Genomic DNA, 19,731 nt, shown 5'->3' with positions numbered 1-19,731 from the left:
GAAAATTATTCAATTTGAAGATTTGAAAATGGAGCCCCTCGAGTTTTCTTCCGCCGCTGTTGGTGTTCGGAAGATAAAATTTGGGCGAAAATGTTCATTTAAAAAAGAGACAACTTTATCTTCGAACACCTGTGATGAACACCCACAACGGCGGGGTATTGATTGGGGAACTTGTTATAAAAACAACTGATCCCGACGATTGTCCCAAAAGTATAAGAGATGAACAGATGTTTCTGTAACCCGGTAAAATAGAGAAGTGTGTTTACTGATAATTGCAATTCTTACATTGACATCTATAGATGTAGCTTTATACATAAGTGGATATTCTGCTATTAGAGCTACGATGTTTTCAGTCTTTTCTAAAAATTTATCAGCAACTTTTTTTCCGAAACGGATTTCAATAAAGTCGTAAACTGCTATAAATGTTTCGTCCGCATTTTGCGTAGATAGGATTTCTAAACTCATCTTCTGTTTAGAACATTCCTAAATCCGGTGTATGGAGTTAATTTTCCCTCATCAGCTTGTTTTAGTGATTCTTTAACTCCCTTAACCACGTAATCCGGGTAAACTTCGCTTTTTTGTTCAAAAGATATTTTCATGGCTTTCATCACTGCTTTTAAAGCTGCCATCTGCTCCTTATTCTCAGGGTAAACAATTAATGCATCCATATAACAAATATACTAATTCCTTAAAGCTATTTAAAATCCCGGGTGCCGTTCGTGTCCCCTCAGGATCTCTTTTTGAGGATCATGAATTATCCGCAAATTTTTCCTGGATAGAGTAAAGCTTCGTTCATATAGTATTCGACTAAGGCTAACCGTAAGATAATTATCAGCCTTAGGGTCCTCTCCCGAGAGACCCAGAGGGGACGGAAGTTAATTTAAATTGTGAGCGACCCGAGGGAACGGGGTCTTTCATTTTCAAATCTGCAAATTAACCCATCTTCAAATCAGCCTTATTGCAGCAACAACTTCAAATTAATCCCAAAATTGGTAAATGAAGTATTAAACGTTTGCGAAGTATAGGGTTTGGTAAGGTTTGAATCATAAAACAAATTCAGATTAAAACGCTGGTTGATCACATAATCAACAGAGGGCCTTACGGTAATATTTTGTGCACCCGATGAGATCTCAGCCGATTCAACGTCGGCACGGTAAATGAGCGTTTTATTATCGCGCAATGAAAAATCGAGCTTAAAGTTCACGTCCTTATGCTGAATGCCTTCAAACCAGCCAAACGGAAAATGGAAATCTTTGGTGTGGTAACCAAAACCAAAAACAATGATCTTTTCATTTTGCTGCGCCAACTGGCTGTTAAGCATACTTAAGCTGAGCGAGCGGCTCTGGCGATATTCGGCATTGGCGGTCATGCTGTTTTTGAAACGTACGCTTGCACCCAGCAAAGGCACAAACTGCTCAAAAATGGTAACCTGCGAAAACTGGTACAACGGCAGGAAATCATTATTTAAATCGCGCGAAGTGGCAGCGCCGTTAGCTTCGCGATATTGCAGCAGCGAGATAAAGCCGCTTACATTATATGATGAACGGTAACCATGGCTCAGGTCAAACGAATCAAAAATATCCTGGAACCAGGAGATCTTACCTAAGCCATTGTACGTTACCTGCCAGTTAGGAATAGGAATTTTTGGGAATTGCGACAGGTTACTGCCCGAAGCATTTTTACCTGCATATGCTGCCAGAAACGCAGGCACCAGCACATTTTGCGAATTTGGCCCGTAACCATCGGCATAGCCATCAGCACCCCCTGCCGAATTTGGGTTGGTACGCCCTAATCTTTGCGATATCACAGCGCGGGCATCCAAAAATTTCTTAAATGTAGATGAAACATTGTTTATCCCCTTTGCCGATTCAAAGGCGGTACCAATGGTAAGGAACGATACACTGTAGTTACCCGATGTAACCGGGCTTAATGTTTCGATACTATTGCTCGATGCCAGGTATTTAAAATTGGCCTGATAATTATGATCCTGGGTTTTAAATGCACTAAGCTCAATCCGCAGATCTTTAAATGGTTCAATAATCCCCCTGAAGTGCATGTCCTCGTTTAACGATGTGGTATACAACTGATTTTGCAGGGTATCGGTGGTGATCCAGCCGTTAGCGACAGCCCTGCCCCGGATATCTGCCTGGCTGCCCAGTAAAAAGCCAAACCCGGGGGCATTACCATCTGCACCAAAAAAGCCCGACTGCGGTAAGTATCCCGGTAAAAACGTTCCCTGGGTACGGGTATAGGTTGCGCTCAGGTTTTTAATACTGGTTAGCAGGCCTATCAGGATATTGCTCTTTTTATTGGGATTATTGGCCTTACGGATAAAAGGGAACTTGTTATACAGCGACACCATATTCAGGGTTGGGTTAAGCTGGATTGCCCTTGAGTTTTGAATACTGTTACCAACATCATAAGCGGTACTATTGATAGCAAACAGCGGCTGTGTTTGCCAGTTAAAGTGTGTACTGTAACGAGCTACTGCCGATATCCAATCCAATCCCGGAATTTTGTTAATAGGTACCGTATAATTAAAGTTGATAGTGTGGTTATAATTGGTTGTACGGCCCAGTTTTTTCAGGTTATCCCAAAGGGTATCGCGCTTTAAACCATTGATCCGACCGGCGGGTTCATCCACAACCGAAAGATTGGTAGCGTCAATATCCATCTGTAATGATTTTGACAGGTTCCAGCCTATGCCGTATACACGGGTTATGTTGAAATACTTGTTGAATGTAGTTGTCGGGATAGGAATATAGTTATTAGGATCATTATCGCGCAGGGTATTCTCCGAATAAAAGCGGTTAAAATTGATGCTAAAATTCAATCGCGACGGCAGCAGGCTAAAGTTCAAATCCCGGAACAGGGCCAGCATATTGCTTTTGATGATCCTGGCAAATGGGCTGTAGTATTTGGGCTGATTGGTATAATTATAAGCAAGTGTGAGATTATAGGTTTTCTCCACATCATTCTGCGTCACAAAATCATTGTGATTGTATTCGGTGTAGGCATAAGTGGCATTAAAGTTTTCAATATCCCAAATATGGTTAAGGGCATTTTGGTTTGTACGTGCCTTATGTACGTTGGTAAAGTTGATGCTTTTGCGGGTGGTAATGTCAATAGCCGCATTCCGGATAGAGTCACGCTCTTTGGTGCTCGTTGCCGCCGCCAGCGATGCCTTCAGCTCAACATCCGGCGCTCCGGGATCATATTGCGGCATGCTCCTTTGTGATGACAAATTGATGTATGCCGGGATATGGATGCCGCTTTTATCCGGAAAAAACTTGCCGAGCTCAACATTGGCCGATACGTCATAGGTTTGATCATCACTCTGGCTCCGGTCATTCAGCCTTGAATCAAGGGTACCGAAACCAATAGTTGTTTTACTGCCCGATACGGTAATATCGGCAAAGTCGGCAAGCTTGGCATCAATCCTCGCGGTTGCGGCCCATCCCCCGCGCTGATCAAAATCGGTAAGGCGCAGCTCATCATACCAAACAGTTCCTGATTTATCCAACCCATCATCGGGCAAAACATTTGTGCCTTTATATGGATTGCGCACGCCAAGCATAATGGTACGCAGCTTGCTTAAATCGGGCTGGCCCTTGATATAAACTACCTTATCACCCTCGGTGTATTTAAAAAGCTGGTTGTAGGCCACGTTGGAGTGATTACGTGCAAGCTTCGCCCGGATCAGCAAATCAAGCTCCAGGTCCATTTCATTAACATCCGGCCATATTGCTCCTGCATCGCTGGTACCCGGCTGGGTTATTTTTAAAGGCAATTCGTATTCATAATAGTTATCCTGGTAATCAACCCCGAGGCGGATAAACGCGTTCAGGTCATTATCCTTCAAATAATCACCCTCGGCATGGATAAACATCTGCATGCGTTTGTATTTGCGCAGGTCATTATAAAAAGTACGGAAGGCGGCCCTTGAATATCCATCGCGCAGGCTTTTTATATTAAGGGACAGTGATTGCTCGTTGAGCTTGGTATTGGTTTGCAGGTTATTGTAATTACGCTGGCGGTTAATACCGGGCGGCACCACATAAGGTATAGGCGTGCGGTTACCGTTCTCTTCAATATTTACGGCCTGCACGTCGACGGTCGAATTATCTATCGGTGGGTTTTGGATAGCAGGATCGGCAATAACATTCAACGGATTTTTTTCGGTATTGAAAGCACGCCACTCGCCGCGCACCAGTTCCAGGGTCGCAAAACGCAGTACTGCAGTATCGGCAAAGTTGGTCATGAACATCCTCATAAAACGGATTGCCTTAAAATCCTGGATGTTGCCCACTTTTGATTGATAATCAGTAATCGGAATGCGGAACTGGTACCAGTTAACCGCCTGTGTTGTTCCGTTGGGCAGTTTTACCTGTGCGGTAACTTTATCGCTGATGTAATTTTGCCCTACAACCATATCTGCCGGGCGCATGGATACTTTATATTGAAAATATGAATCTTCCTGGCTCATGTTGTTGTCCCGGTTAATATCCTCGCCATCGGGCAGGGATGTTGAAGCCGAGTTTTGCAAGCCAAGCTCTGCCTGCGATTGCTGTGCCGTTTTCGAGTTACCGTCGGTGCCGTTGTATTTGCTATAACGGTCGAGGATGCCGGCACGGGCCTGGTCGAGCGCTGCGCCCTGGTAATACTGATAATCATCTGACGAAGGGTCTGCAGCGATGGTAGTAGCGGCCTGCGCGTTCAGTTGTCCTTTTATCTGCTGAACAACCGGGGCAAATTTGGTTTGCTCATCCTGGTCGTTCATGCCGTCCAAACCAACGTCCTGCAGTTTACGGGCATCGGGGTTGTTATCAAAAGCATTAATAACCGGCTGTAGTTTAGACACCCGCCCCCAGCTGGTTTCATCCACCTTGGTCAGGTCGCCGTCAACAGGCAAACCATTTTCCAGGCTTTTACGTCCATCTTTTAAAATATCTTCTGATATCGAACCTAAGTTAAAGTACAAGTCGCCACCAGCCGAGTTTGGTTTGTATATGAACGGATCAAGCATCCAAAACTCGATGTAGGATACGTTCAACGATTCAAAATCATTTGTTTCCAGCTTCCTGAACATACCACCCCAGCGTGTTTTAGGGTTTTGTAAGGTACCATCGGGATTAATGCCGGTGGTAGCATAGTTGTACGGCCCACGGATACTTGGATAAAAAGCCATGTTGAGCGTAGCCAGGCTAATCGGTTGCCCGGTAGCCGACTGCTTGTAAGGGAAAACTTCCTGCTCAATTACCTGCCTTACATAATGGTTGGAAAGCTCGCTTCTTGATATGGGGATGGAACCTGTATTGGTATAAAATATCGGGTCGATATTATAAAATGCCAGGCGGGCACGGTTATAGCCATAGCTCAGGTTATCAAACAAAGCCGATTCTCCAAACAATTGCGGCGTTCCTGAAATTTGCCAGCTGTTAGCTCCTTTAATATCTATTACCGATTGACTGTTTTCAAAATCGTCAAGATAAGATGTGCCGTGTTTGGAGCCTGCAAAATTCAATGCACCGGGACTGCCAGGCATCAGTTTGGCAAACTCGCCGTAAAAATTAATGGACGATGGCACTTTGGTATGGATGCCGGGGATCTTATCAACCAACCTGGTTAAAAACCTGGAGTTTGAACTGTAATTGGCATCAAACCCCCAAATGGTATTGGAGATGGATTCTTCGCCGGCAATTTCATTTTGGGTGATAGGCTGTTCGGTGAGGTGCATCAAAGTAGCACCTAACTGAAGTTTATCGCTGGCATGATAATCAAGCCTGGTGCCGTACAATGACTTTTGCTGCACGCCGAACAATTCATTATTCTCCAGCTTTACGGTAATAGGCTGGCCGGAAGATAACAGTGCCTGGTTCAGGATCCTGATCCGCCCGGAATTGTAATCAACCGTGTAATCGTTGCCCTCCTGCAATTTTACCGTACCAGCGGTTACGTTTACCGATCCCTGCGGAATGTTAACTGCATTTAGTTGGTACTCCGAACCTCCTGTTGAGGTATAAGTCCCCTTAATTACATACCTGTTTAATGCCGGGAAATATTGCTGCGCGATAGTTTTGGTTGAGTCATACAATGGTTGATAAACATATCGTTTAACCAGGTCGGTCTCGCCCGGGGTAAATTTGGATGCCAGGTCCGAACCAAAAGGCTCCACCACAGGGAACGAAATCCGCCCGTTTTGCGAATCGATGGTGATTCCTTCTAAAAAGTCAAAGTAGCCATCCGGTTTTTTATCGCTTTGCTGGTTGAGGTTATCAAGCCCTGCTACCTGGAGCCAAAGTTTACCTTTTAGGTTTTGCCCCTCTTCCATTACCGTTTTTTCGATCCCCGTTTTATCATCAAGACGGGTTACCGTTAATTTAAAATTGGTAGGGGCTATTTGAAAAGCACCGAGGGAGTAAATGTTTTTCATCATCAAATCCCAGGTAGGCAGATTGGTTTTCAATAACTCGCCTTTCAGCAATTTCACAAAAAGCACATTAGGCGTATTTGGGTTAACCGCAACATCGCTGCTAAATTCACCCACCTGGTATTGCACACCGTTAACGGTATACTGATAAGCTACCGCCAGCACCTCGTCATTATTCAAGGGATAATTTAGGGAGATGTAACCTAACTGCGGGTGCAGGGTATATTCCTTATCAGTAAGCTTGCGGGCGTAAGTTAGTTTTGAATAGTTATCCGTATTGCCCGATCCCTGGAAAAAGCTGGCGACATCATTGGAGTTGGTGAGCCTTGCATTTTGCGGCAAAACAGATAACAGGTTGTTTGATTGCTGGGCGAAACCTGGCCCTTTAAAACCCGCAGGCAGAGCGCTGCCGCCGCCTACTATCCTGGTTTTATTGTATGGGTTATTTTCACCAAGGTCCATGAAAGCCAATATATCGCGCGAATCGGTAGTTACATTGGTACGGTTGGTTGTCCAAACCTCAATTTTAGTAATGTTTACATTGGAGCTGATTATTGGGATATTGGCAAGCGCCCTGTTATAATTATTCCTGAAATATTGCGACAGGAAGAAGTGCTTGTTGGCCTCATAATCGGCAGGGGTCAACCTAAATTCACCCTGTTGCGAACCATTGGTAATAGTTATCGTTTTTGACTGTGAGCGTTGCTGCGAAAAGATACTGGTAACATCCAGCCGTCCAAATTTCAGCTTGGTTTTAACGCCAAAAAGCGCCTGACTACCGGTGATCAGCGTGGTATTAAGCGGCATACTAACCGTACCGGCTTCAATTTTCTGAATGATCTCGTCGGGCGAGCCTGTATAATCCAGCTTTATCTGGTTTTCAAACTGGAACTGCGCGTCGGTATTGTAATTGGTGGTGATCTTTAACTTATCGCCTATATTACCGGTTACGTTGAGTTGAATGCGCTGATCAAAATTAAAGTTAAACTGGCTGCGCTGGCGGGTGTTAAAAAGCGGGTTTTGGTTTTTATTTATCTGCCCGGCCATGATCATCTCTGCTGATCCTTGCGGACGGATATCAATCACCGAGCTGCCAAAGATCTGCTCAAACGTCCGGCTCCTGACCTTTATAGGCGGTATAAACCCTGGCTGCTGCGAATCATAGGCATAATTATCTGCCAGTTGCTGAAAATAGCCCCGCTGGGTCGATCGTTCTTTAAGTTTTAAATATTGCTCAAACGTAAGATACTGCGGGGGGCGGTAAAGTAAATTACCTACCCTTTCGTATAAAATATAACGGTTTGTGGCCGGATCATATTCAATGGTACGTACCAGGCCTGCCGGGTCGGTATTGAAAATACCTTCCCTCATCCGCTGGCTTCGTGGCGCGGTCAGGTTTATTGGTGCATTTGATTTGGTTGTATCATTTTTAGCCGCAGGCGAGGGCTTTTGTTGTGCATAAACATTTCCCAGCCCCCCGAACACCACAATGAACAACACACTTATAAGTGTCTTATAAGTAAATACTTTGATCAAAAGTTAGTAGATATTTATCCGTAATTATAGCGTTTTTAACGCGAACTTAATTAGTTCTTCAACCGTTAATTCGCCATTATTTTTCTTGATCTCCTGGTCTAATACCTTTTCGGCAACGTTACGCGCAAAGCCCAGCATTACTAATGCAGATAGTGCTTCATCCTTAACCGTCTGGCTCACCGGCACAACAGTTAGAGTATCGGGGCCTTCCTTACGCAGCTTATCCTGCAGCTCCAAAATAATCCGCTGAGCCGATTTTGGCCCAATTCCTTTTATCCGCTGGATCAATGAAACATTACCGCTCACAATAGCCGCCTGGATCTCGGCCGGGCTTATGGACGATAACATCATCCTTGCCGTATTTGGCCCGATACCCGAAATAGAGATCAAATGTAAGAACAACCTGCGTTCACCTTCCGTAGCAAAGCCGTAAAGTGTGTGCGCGTCCTCCTTTACATGTAACCATGCAAAGAGTTTACATTTTTCGTCGTCACTAATGCCCGAATAGGTATTTACCGAAATATTAATATGATACCCTACCCCTCCCGCATCTATAACCACATACGACGGGCTTTTGAACATTAGTTTTCCACTAATATAATCATACATATATTATTACTTTATTAATTTTTAAACAATGATGTTAATGGCAGATAGCTTTTACAGTGATTATCCAAAGATAAAATTCCGGCGTCATTATGTTCATATAATGACAAACAAAAAGCTGCGTTATACTCACCTTAAAAAATAAAGACGCTAAGTATTTAAATACCAGCGTCTTTATCAAAGATGTATTACTAACCCTACTCAAACCCTCCCTTCCGGGGGAACTTTAGAGGGAGTTCTATTTAACTGTTGGCGGCAGCTTTTGCCTGTGCATCAACCACTGCAATAGTAACCATATTTACAATTTCACGTACCGAACTGCCTAACTGCAACACATGCACGGGTTTTTTTAAGCCAACCAATATCGGCCCAACTGCTTCGGCGCCGCCTATTTCCTGCAAAAGTTTATAGGCAATATTACCCGACTCCAGGTTAGGGAAAATCAGTGTATTGGCCGGTTTACCATTGAGTGTTGAGAACGGGAAGTTATCATCAAGCAAATCAGCGTTAAGCGCAAAGTTGGCCTGCATATCGCCGTCGACAACCATGTCGGGGTATTTTTCGTGCAGTATCGCTACTGTTTCCCTGGTTTTTTCCGGTATCTCCCCTTCGTTCGAACCAAAGTTGGAGTATGATAATACAGCTATCCTCGGGCTGATATTAAATTGCTTTACCGAGCGTTCTATCAGCACGGTAATATCAACCAAATCATTCACACATGGGTTTACGTTCACCGTTGTATCGCCAAAAAACACAGGGCCTTTAGCGGTGATCATCATATACATGCCCGCAACACGGTTCACACCTTCTTCAGTACCGATAATTTGCAGGGCAGGTTTCACTGTGGTTACATAGTTTTTGGTTAAACCTGAGATCAGCGCATCGGCACGGCCAAACTGCACCATACAAGCGCCGTAGTAGTTGCGGTCTACCAATTGCTTTTTAGCCTCGTACAGGGTAATCCCCCGGCGCTGGCGTTTGTTATACAGAAACTCGGTATACTCATCCATATGCTCACATCCTTCCCGTGGATCAATAATATGAACATCGCCCAAATCAAGGTCATTATCATGGATGATCTTTTTGATCCTGTCGATATTGCCCAGTAAAATAGGAGTGGCAATACCTTCCTCTTTCACTATCTGTGCCGATCTTAAGATCTTATAATTATCGGCCTCGGCAAATACAACGCGCTTAGGGTTCTGTTTTGCTTTAGCGGTAAGGTTACGCAGCAGCTTATCATTAGTACCCAGGCGCACCCTCAGCTCCTCTGCATATGCATCCCAATCGGTGATCACCTTACGGGCTACACCTGAAGCTATGGCCGCTTTTGCCACCGCCATGGATACCTCGGTGATCAGCCTTTGATCCATTGGTTTCGGGATGATATAATCCTTGCCAAATTTCAGGTTAGTAAGGTTATAAGCGAGGTTAACGGCTTCGGGAACCGGCTTTTTAGCCATTTCGGCAATGGCGTGTGTAGCGGCAATCTTCATTTCCTCGTTAATGGCAGTAGCCCTTACATCCAGCGCACCGCGGAAAATGTAAGGGAAACCAAGCACGTTATTTACCTGGTTAGGAAAATCGGAACGGCCGGTTGCCATAATAATATCATCGCGTGTGCCGGCTGCAAGGTCATAATCAATTTCGGGTACCGGGTTGGCCATAGCAAAAACAACGGGCTTTTTAGCCATGGTTTTCAGCATGTCGGGGGTTACCACATTACCTGCCGAAAGACCGACAAATACGTCGGCATTTTTCATGGCATCGGCCAGTGTTTTAACATCTTTGCGGTCAGTAGCAAACTCCATCCTGATCTCGTCAAGATCGGTGCGTTCCTGGTTTAGCACACCATTGATATCAAACATCACCAGGTTCTCTTTTTTAACCCCTAATGACAGGTACATTTTTGAACACGATACCGCGGCGGCGCCCGCACCGTTAACTACCATTTTTATTTTGTCGAGTTTTTTTCCCTGGATTTCGCAGGCATTCATTAAAGCTGCCCCCGATATAATGGCGGTACCATGCTGATCATCATGCATTACGGGAATATTCATTTCGGCTTTTAGCCTGCGCTCAATTTCAAAGCAGGTTGGGGCCGAAATGTCTTCTAAATTTACACCGCCGAAAGTGGGCTCAAGCGCTTTTACAATGTTTACAAAGTCATCTACACTTTTGGCGTTCAATTCAAGATCAAACACGTCAATATCAGCATAGATCTTGAACAGGAGACCCTTACCCTCCATTACAGGTTTGCTGGCCTCAGGGCCGATGTTGCCCAGGCCAAGTACGGCAGTACCGTTGCTGATCACGGCTACAAGATTACCTTTGGCGGTATATTTATAAACATCTTCGGTATTGTCAGCAATCTTTAAACATGGTTCAGCCACACCGGGCGAGTAGGCCATGGTTAAGTCGCGCTGCGAATTTGTTGGTTTGGTAGGTACAACTTGTATCTTTCCGGGACGGCCTTGCGAGTGGTAATTCAGCGCGTCCTGTTTTCGGTTAGTTTTATTCATTTTTTTCAAATTGAAGCGCCCAAAATTACAATTCTTTTTATGGAACAAACATAAAAAAGCCCCTTTTTGCGATTATGTTAAAAAGAGGATAAAATACGGTTAAAGTTTTGATAAGATGTGTTTAAAAGATTGCATTTAGCAAAATTCTACTTTTTCTTCTTCCCTTTCTCCAGGTTCTTTTGCACCCTGAACTTTACAATTTTGGTGATCAGCTCAAGAGGCATAGGCTCATCAAGCGGAAACTGAACCGAGCCTTTGGCTCCCTTATAACCTGACAATTCTTCTTTAAATTCTTCCAATCCCTGCGGGGCCGGGTAAAAACCAATGTGATTTTTGAAGCCACCAAAGTGCACCAGGTTGCCATTGAGCACAAAGGTTGGAATAGCGTATTTGATAGCCTCCTCGGCATCTGGCGCAGCGGCTTTGATCGTTTCACGTACCAATTGCAGTTTTTGTTGAACATCTGCCGGGAAACCGGCAATATATTCGTCAATATTTTCCTTTGGCTTTTCCATGCTGATGAGTGATTGGTTGAAATAAATCTACGAAGCTTTTTTCGCTTTTGGAATCATCTCTTGCGCTCGTTTACAAACCTACCGTGTACCCATATCTTTTAATTATTATTATGAATTAAAAGAAGATGTCATTTCGACGAACCTGTTGGGGAATGTGCGGATGTGGTGAGGAGAAATCTTATACATCCAGCTCTAAACTATGTAAAGCGGCTCTACAGGGCGTATAAGATTTCTCTTTCGCTCCTATACTTAGGCCTGCCCAGCTTTGTCGAAATGACATTTTTTTTAAAGATATGGGTACACGGTAGGTTTGTAAACGAGCGTAAGTTTAAAAACTCCGGGTATAGCGGTCTAAGCTGCTTTTGCTCCGGCGGCCGGAGGCTGCTTGATAGTTGCCACCCGTCAGGAGGCGAGCGGCGGCGAGGGGGGTTAACAGGGTTAACAGAAATTGGGGTTATCTATACTCAAAACACTGAAAATCAACAAAATAATCAAAAAACAGTGTTAACCCCAAAAGCCATGGTTCGGCTGGGGCCAAGCGGTGGAAAAATGACTTTAATAACCTTATAAAAATAAAAATCCGAAAGCTGGATCTCAACTTTCGGACTTGCAGACATCGGAATCTCCGAAAAAAAATTAATTCTTTGAATACTGCCCGTCATCCTGCACATTGGCAGCAACTTCGCCGGCAGATACTTTTAACATGGCCCCTACTGTTGCCCGGTTAGTTTTAAGATGGTTCCAAACTTTAAGGTCTGATACTTCACAGCCAAACATATCAGCGATAGAAGCAAGCGTTTCGCCTCTTTTTACTTTATGGTGGGTTGGCATTCGGCGTTCGGATTTTGCCGGGGTATATTGAACAGCGGCATAAGTAGCGGGCCTTGCAGGTGTTGGTTGCACAGGCGCATTAACGCCATTTAATACATTATATAATGCAGCATAATGATCTTTTGCAGTTTGAGGAATAATAAGCCTGCGTGGTGTTTTAGGACTTCCGTTAACTACCGCCATCCTGTACGATGGGTTAAGGATCGTAATCTCTCTTAAACTCACATCAAGCGCCTGGGCAACATTACTTAACGGCACTACCCTTTTTACCATCACCGTATCGGTACGGGTAGAGAAATTGCAGGCTTGTGCAACAATGTTATGTTTATTAAAATAATGCATCACATAATTCATGGCAATGAAAGCAGGCACATAGCCACGGGTTTCAACAGGCAGATACTGGCGGATGCTCCAAAAATCGGTTACACCACCGGCCTTTTCAACAGCGCGTTCCACATTGCTTTTACCGCAATTATATGAGGCAATGGCCAGTAGCCAGTCGCCAAATTCCTGGTAGGCATCCTTCAGATAGGCAGCCGCGGCATAGCTCGATTGGATAGGGTCACGGCGTTCATCAACATAGTTATCCATGTTTAAGCCATAAGTTTTTGCCGTGGTGCCCATAAACTGCCAAAGACCTGTGGCCCCTACCCTTGATACCGCGTTCGGATCAAGCTTTGATTCAACAATCGACAGAAATTTTATTTCTTCGGGGATCCCGGCTTCGCGGAAAGCCTTTTCATATATGGGGAAGTAATATTTGGTTAAGCCTGCAACCTGGCCCATTTCATCGCGGTTGTGCATATACAGATCGATATAACCCTGTACATATTCATTATAATCAAGCTGGATATCTTTACGAATGGAATCTAACCGGCGCTTGTACAAACCTCCGTATGTACTTACCGGCAACGACTGGTTAAGCACCGGTAAAATAGTAGTGTCGGCGTTTACAATATCGGGGTTAAATTTGGTTGCCCGGCTTATTTGCTTAATTGACTTTGCCGAATTGGTTGTGTTTGTTTCGGCTTGTAAAACCTGGAGTGATAAGAGGCAAATGGTCAGCGTAAATAATCTCTTCATTTATTCAGGGATTTGATTAATTTATAATGCCCAAAGCATCAGCATTTTACTAAAATATCATTTTTTATTACAGATCGAGAAAATATTTGGCAAAATCTAACAGTTGCTGTTCGCCAAAGTGCTTTGTTAATAACTGTAAACCTAACGGCAAACCGTTGCTGTTATTGCCCGTAGGTATTGATATGGCCGGTACACCGGTTAATGAGGCTTGTACGGTAAATATGTCAGAAAGATACATTACCACTGGATCTTTCTCTTCCTTACCTATTTCAAAAGCCGGTTCGGGCGCCGACGGTACCAATATAAAATCATACTCTTCCAGTATTTCATTAGTTTTTTCCTGGATCAGCCTGCGTACCTTTTGTGCTTTAGCGTAGTAAGCATCGTAATACCCCGCGCTCAAAACAAAAGTACCCAGCATAATACGGCGCTTTACTTCCTTACCAAAACCCTCAGAACGGGAACGTTTATAAGTAGACTGTAAATCTGTAGCCAGCGGACTGCGATAACCGTAATGCACACCATCGTACCTTGCCAGGTTTGATGATGCTTCGGCCATGGCCAGGATATAATAAGTTGGCACCAGATAATCCAACAATTCAAAAGCTATCGGGGTAACTGTATGCCCATCGGCACGCAGCTTATCGATGTATTGTACAAGGTTGTCTTTTACTTCGGTGTCAACACCAGGGCTTGATATTGCTTCCTGCAGGTAAGCTATCTTCTTTTTTCCCGGCTTTTGAAGATTAGTATATGATGCAGGCGGCGGAGTTTGTGATAACGTACTGTCATATTCATCCGGACCTGCGAGTACTTCCAGCAATAATGCAGCATCTTCTACCGATTTAGTGATAGGACCAACCTGGTCAAACGATGAAGCATAGGCGATAATACCGTGCCTTGAAATTGTGCCGTATGTTGGTTTTAAACCAACAACGCCGCAAAATGAAGCTGGTTGCCTTACCGAACCACCCGTATCCGTACCTAAAGCGGCATGGCACATCCCTGCTTGTACGGCCACAGCCGAACCACCCGACGAACCGCCTGCAACTTTAGTTTCATCGGCATGGTTTTTTACCGGGCCAAAGTATGATGATTCGTTGGTGGCACCCATAGCAAATTCATCGCAGTTGCAGCGCCCAATGATCACCGCATCTTCGGCCAGCAGGCGTTCAACCACAGTTGATGAAAAGATGGAAGTGAAACCGGTTAAGATTTTTGAGGAGGCACTAACCTGGTGCCCTTTATAGCAGATATTATCTTTAATGCCGATAACCATACCGGCTAATTTGCCGGCGGTGCCATTCTTTATTTTGTTGTCAACGTTTTTTGCAGCAATCAGCGCTTCATCAGCAAACACTTCATTAAAAGCATTTAAATGAGCATTTTTTTCAATTTCAAGCAAATAGCCTTTTACAAGACCTTCAACAGTAATTTCTGCACGTTGCAACCCGCTCTTTATTTCGGTTAAAGAGGAATAAATATTAGCCATGGGGCTAAAATAAAAAACTTATCCGTTGAAATAAGAAATAAATCAACAGATAAGTTCATATACTCAATAAAAATGGCATTAAAACCTAATCCCTGTTAGGGTATTAAGCTTTTTTTTCTTCAGATGAAGAAGATGAGCCGTCGCTGTTTTGCGCGTCTTTAAATTCCTTAACGCCTTTCCCTAAGCCTCTCATTAATTCAGGTATTTTTTTACCGCCGAATAATAAAAGTATCGCAATGATGATCAGAATAATTTCTGGTGCGCCTAATCCACCCATGATTTTAAGTTTTATGTATGATTAATATTATATTATGATTTGTATTCTTCTTCTTTTTCGGTATCCAGATGACTACCGGTAACAGTCTTATCTAAATTGATATGACTTTGGTGTTCCGGCTCGGCCGGGGTATTTACGTGATAATCGCTAATAGCGATTGTATTTGGAACAGTATTTTCAACAACGGGCTTTTCGTGCTCAGCTGCAGCTTCCGGAGCTTCGGAGGCTTTTTCATCTAAAAGCGGTTTTTCTTCTTCTACTTTAGGTGCAGGTTTTTTTTCCTCGTAATTATTGATCTGGTTATTGATCTCACGTTTAACATCTTCAGAGGCATCTTTAAAGTCGCGGATACCTTTACCCAGGCTCCTCGCCAGGCCGGGCAGCTTTTCGCCGCCAAATAGCATCAATGCTGCAAAAAGTATCAGTACCATCTCGCCCGTACCAATATTTAAAAATAACAAAACTGAACTTAACATAGCATTCTGTTTAAGGATACAAATATATACAATTAAAATTTCTTATAGTTCATAACTAATTAGTTAGGCGCCAGCCAGATCTTGGGGTTAACGGGTGTTGTTCCTTTATAAATTTCAAAGTGCGCCTCCGTTTCTCCTGTCGATGGATCAGTTGCCACCGTGCCGATAGCTTGTTTGGTGCTCACTTTTTGCCCACGCGCAACAGTTACCGACCGTAAATTACTATAAGCTGTAAAATACTCCCCATGCAATATAATTACCAAATAGGTCCCGCTCACATCACCCACTTTTACAACCGTACCATCAAATACAGCCCTAACAGTACTGCCCTGGTTAGTACGGATATCAACACCTGTACTTTCACTCCTGATACCCTCAGGCGTGGTATAGGTACCAAATCCCTGGGTAATTATTCCGTTGGATACCGGCCATGGTAAACCACCGCGATTACCCAAAAAGTCGTTCGACAGCTTAGCGGCCTCAGGCGTGGCGTTCAATACACTTGATGTACTGCGCGCCGCAGCCGGCTTAGCCGGAGCCGGTGCAACAGGCGCTGGCTTATTTTCGGCCTTTGCTTTGGCTGCGGCCAGTCTTGCGGCTTCTTCAGCCCTGCGTCTTTCTTCTTCAGCAGCCCTGCGCCTGGCTTCCTCAATTTCCCTGCGGATAGCCTCATTAATGGCACGGGTTGTTTTAACGATCTTGGCCTGCAGGTCCCTCTGTTGTTTTTTCAGGATCCCTTCATGCTGCGACAGATCGCTTACCACCTTAACCTGGTTATTACGTTCATTACCCAGTGTTTCTTTTTCCTTTTGCTGATCTTTCAAGAGATCATTTTTTTCATTCTTGGTACGGTCAAGCTCATTAATTTTAACATGCAGCTCTTTTTGTGTACCCTGGATATAGTTTGCCTGCCGCTCACGGTAGGTACCAAACTGCTGTAAATATTTTAAACGTTTATAGGCCTGGTTAAAGTCTTTTGATGCAAAAAGGAACATCATCTTATTATAGGCGCTCTGGTTGCGGTATGCAAACAGGATCATAGCTGCGTATTCCTTTTTAAGCTGATCCAACTGCGACTGTAAGCTACGTACGTTATTATTGCTCTCAGAGATTTGATTATCCAATAATCTTACTTCAGAGTTGATATTTTCAATTTTTTCCTGCCGCAGGTTTATCTGTGCCTTCAGTATGCTTAGCTGCTTTAATGAAGCCTTTTTATTATTTAAAGTTTCATTGTAATCTTCATTTAATTGTTCAAGCTCTTTATTCAGCTGTGCTTTACGACGTTTCAGTTCGTCACTGCTTTGTGCGTGTACATTAACTGCTGCCAGTACCAATAGTAAAAAGAAAACTGCTTTTATAAACTTCATCAAATAAACATATTAATTATTTACCAGGCTCGTACCCATCAGGAATGCTGAACGGATAGTTTTGCTGTACTTCAAAATCGGCCTTAGTATAATGCAAATTAACTTGTATTTTTTTATCTTTTACTACTGATGCGATATCTATTTGCGCCGGCAATACCCGGTTTGTTGCTTCGATAAAGGCATTGTTGGTAACCTGTAATGATTGCGCCTGGCGCTGGTTATCTAAATTGGTTTGCGTAACCTTATTATCCGGACCAAGTATCAGCTTGTAAACCAGATCGTTCAGGGAACCGCTTAAGGTTGTATTGCCATCGGCATGGTCAAAGGTCGACTGCTCGTTCAGCAATTCGGGCACCGCGTTGCCAATCAGCAATGACTCGAGCGTTTTATAATTAACCTCTTTGCTGGCGTAAGTATATATATAACTGAATGGCTTTTTAATGTAAACGTTTTGCAAGCGGTTAATGATCATAATACTGTCGGGTGTTATAACGGCGCGGGCCGCTTCAATGCCTAATACTGCTGTGATGGAAACCCAAATCCTTTTATCTTTTGCTATCCTGATATTCAGGGTAACATCATTGCTGTTATTATTGATGCTAAGCTTGGTTTTTGCCTTGCCCGCAAATGTTGTAAAATTGACCTGGTTTGCCCTTATGGCAGCCAGTTTGCCGGCAATATCACTCGTCCTTGCTGTCGAATCTGCCTTACGGTTAACCAAAACTTGTTTACGTGCTTTACAGCTTAGCATTACCAGCAGGCAGCAAGCTATAAGTAAACTATTCGCTATATTTTTTTTCATTTATCTTACGATCTAAAACAGGTGACTGCTCACCAAAGCCTTTCGCCTTTTTCCAGTTAGTTACGGCAGCATCAGTATTCCCGAGGAAAAACAATATATCACCATAATGTTCATACTTAACCCCGCTATTGTCTTTATCATGCGTGAGGGCCTTCTCCATCCATTCTTTTGCCTGGGCATATTTTTTTTGTTTAAACAGTATCCAGGCATAAGTATCTTCAAACGATGCCGTATTAGGCTGCAACTCGTTGGAATGTGCCGACATTGCTGCCGCCTTTTCCAGCTGCTCATTCCTTAACGATAAATAATAAGCATAATTGTTTAAAGTGAATGCATTATCCGGATTGTAGGTTAAAGCTTTCTCATAACTTTCGTCAGAGCTTTTAATATTCTTCAACTCATGATAGCAATCGCCCAATAATGAAAAACTTAACGAAAGTAGCTCCTTATCCTGAAGTTCTAATGAAGTAGCATTTTTAAGATAACCAACTGCCTTATTGTTATCCTTTTTTTGTGCCCAGGCCACACCAACAAGATAGTTCATCCAGGCCTGGTTCGGAAATAATGACAATGCGTTTTCACCATCTTTAATAGCGGCATCAAGGTCGTTGTCGCCTAAATCCAGGCGCACCAGCTGTTCCTGAACATTGTACACCTGGTTATTAAGCTGGGCCGATTTTTTAAGTACTGGCTTTGCCTCTTTATATTTGGTATTCTGGATCAGCATATCGCCGTAAATAGCATAAGCCCTGGCATCGTTAGGATGGGCAACGGTCAGGATCCGGCTTAATTCAAGCGCGCTGGCTTTAGCATTGGCCTCCGGAAACTTAGGAAAGTATCCCGATATAATATTAATTTTTTGATCGATGCCGATATCCGGAATGGCAAATCCCTGGGTAAGCTCATTAAAGCTAGCTTCGTTATTCTTTTTATCGCGATAGATATCGGCCAGCGCGAAGTGCACCAAACCATTTCGCGGATCAAGCTTTTCGGCTTGCTGCAATACTTTAAGCGCCTTATCGGCAAACCCGTTCGAGTTGTAAACTTCGCCAAGGGCCAGGTAGTAACGGATCTCCCCGGGATTAGCGGCTATCTGCTTTTCCAGTTCGGAAGTGGCCTGGTCAATTTTGCCCTGCTTTAAATAGATTTTTTGACGATTGGCTAAAAGATCATCACTCGGGCCGTTCAATTTTTCAATCTCATCATATACCTTAAGGGCATCATCGTACCTTTTCAGGATGGTAAAAGCATTGGCCTTGTCAAAATAATACGCCGATTTATCCGGGTTAAGCCTGATCAGCTGGTTAAAAACATTTTCAAGCTTATCAATGGTATTGGTTTTTTCGTAGCTATCGGCCAATGCCGCCCAATACCATTCGTTATCCTTATTTATTGCTACAGCCTGCTCTAAAAGAGGCTCAGAAGCTGCAAAATCATTTTGCTGCCTTTTAAGGTTTGCCAGTTCATATAAAGAAGCATCATTTGCAGGGTCGGCCTGTAAAACGCGCTCAAACATTTCGGTGGCAAGCTTATAGTTCTCAACCGTTTTTTCGCGCAGGGCCGAAAAGAAAAGCTGCTTAACCATAGCGCTGTCCTGATAACTCATCACCTTACCTGCCGATGCCAGTGTTTTATAATCGCCGTTCTTTTTATGCTGAGCCTGAGAATTTAGAGGCAAGATGGCAAGAGGCAAGAATAAAGACGCAAGAAAAGGCGCAGAAAACAGGTGTGTTTTCCGTGTACTTTCTAATTTAATATTGCTTTTACCAATCTTCATTCTTCTTGTTTCCT

13 protein-coding genes are annotated in these 19,731 nt (G+C 43.6%); all 13 read right to left on the bottom strand.

What is annotated here, in order from left to right; genetic code table 11:
* Positions 1-174: 174 nt before the first annotated feature.
* The 13 genes from BLS28_RS25920 to BLS28_RS25855 all read right to left on the bottom strand — a co-directional run bounded on the left by BLS28_RS25920 (position 175) and on the right by BLS28_RS25855 (position 19,618).
* The gene (locus tag BLS28_RS25920) at positions 175-465 is read right to left on the bottom strand and encodes a type II toxin-antitoxin system RelE/ParE family toxin (protein ID WP_091174627.1); all 291 of its coding nucleotides are present in this window, start codon (positions 463-465) and stop codon (positions 175-177) included.
* Positions 462-668 carry a DUF2683 family protein gene (locus BLS28_RS25915; RefSeq protein ID WP_091174625.1) on the bottom strand — a complete coding sequence of 69 codons (207 nt, stop codon included), beginning with the start codon at positions 666-668 and terminating at the stop codon, positions 462-464. The genes BLS28_RS25920 and BLS28_RS25915 overlap by 4 nt, the downstream gene beginning before the upstream one ends.
* Before the next feature lie 287 nt (positions 669-955).
* Positions 956-7,966, bottom strand: a complete 7,011-nt coding sequence (gene sov, locus BLS28_RS25910; RefSeq protein WP_256337539.1) for a T9SS outer membrane translocon Sov/SprA — start codon at positions 7,964-7,966, stop codon at positions 956-958.
* A 24-nt stretch (positions 7,967-7,990) separates the two neighbouring features.
* Entirely contained in the window at positions 7,991-8,575 is a 585-nt protein-coding gene (gene ruvA, locus BLS28_RS25905; protein WP_091174622.1) for a Holliday junction branch migration protein RuvA, read from the bottom strand.
* Positions 8,576-8,814: 239 nt separating this feature from the next.
* Positions 8,815-11,094, bottom strand: coding sequence for an NADP-dependent malic enzyme (locus BLS28_RS25900; protein ID WP_091174620.1), 2,280 nt, complete (start codon positions 11,092-11,094; stop codon positions 8,815-8,817).
* A 146-nt stretch (positions 11,095-11,240) separates the two neighbouring features.
* A complete protein-coding gene (locus BLS28_RS25895) occupies positions 11,241-11,609 on the bottom strand; it encodes an iron chaperone (protein ID WP_091174617.1) in 369 nt (122 codons plus the stop codon).
* A 636-nt stretch (positions 11,610-12,245) separates the two neighbouring features.
* On the bottom strand, positions 12,246-13,523 hold the full coding sequence (locus BLS28_RS25885) for a lytic transglycosylase domain-containing protein (protein ID WP_091174612.1): 1,278 nt from the start codon (positions 13,521-13,523) through the stop codon (positions 12,246-12,248).
* A 67-nt stretch (positions 13,524-13,590) separates the two neighbouring features.
* Entirely contained in the window at positions 13,591-15,015 is a 1,425-nt protein-coding gene (gatA, locus tag BLS28_RS25880) for an Asp-tRNA(Asn)/Glu-tRNA(Gln) amidotransferase subunit GatA (protein WP_091174609.1), read from the bottom strand.
* Between the two features lie 103 nt (positions 15,016-15,118).
* The gene (locus tag BLS28_RS25875; protein WP_175490113.1) at positions 15,119-15,292 is read right to left on the bottom strand and encodes a Sec-independent protein translocase subunit TatA/TatB; all 174 of its coding nucleotides are present in this window, start codon (positions 15,290-15,292) and stop codon (positions 15,119-15,121) included.
* A gap of 32 nt (positions 15,293-15,324) precedes the next feature.
* Positions 15,325-15,768 carry a Sec-independent protein translocase subunit TatA/TatB gene (locus BLS28_RS25870; RefSeq protein ID WP_091174606.1) on the bottom strand — a complete coding sequence of 148 codons (444 nt, stop codon included), beginning with the start codon at positions 15,766-15,768 and terminating at the stop codon, positions 15,325-15,327.
* A gap of 59 nt (positions 15,769-15,827) precedes the next feature.
* Positions 15,828-17,138 (bottom strand): murein hydrolase activator EnvC family protein, encoded by a 1,311-nt coding sequence (locus tag BLS28_RS25865; protein ID WP_091174604.1) that lies wholly within the window; start codon positions 17,136-17,138, stop codon positions 15,828-15,830.
* A 16-nt stretch (positions 17,139-17,154) separates the two neighbouring features.
* Positions 17,155-17,940, bottom strand: a complete 786-nt coding sequence (lolB1, locus tag BLS28_RS25860) for a lipoprotein insertase outer membrane protein LolB1 (RefSeq protein ID WP_091174602.1) — start codon at positions 17,938-17,940, stop codon at positions 17,155-17,157.
* Positions 17,918-19,618, bottom strand: a complete 1,701-nt coding sequence (locus BLS28_RS25855) for a tetratricopeptide repeat protein (protein WP_176844570.1) — start codon at positions 19,616-19,618, stop codon at positions 17,918-17,920. The genes lolB1 and BLS28_RS25855 overlap by 23 nt, the downstream gene beginning before the upstream one ends.
* Positions 19,619-19,731 lie beyond the last annotated feature (113 nt).

The organism is Mucilaginibacter gossypii (genome assembly GCF_900100945.1).
In the GTDB taxonomy this organism is placed as follows: domain Bacteria; phylum Bacteroidota; class Bacteroidia; order Sphingobacteriales; family Sphingobacteriaceae; genus Mucilaginibacter; species Mucilaginibacter gossypii.
Note: the sequence above shows the minus strand (reverse complement) of the source record. Positions and strands in the feature narration are given on the sequence as shown.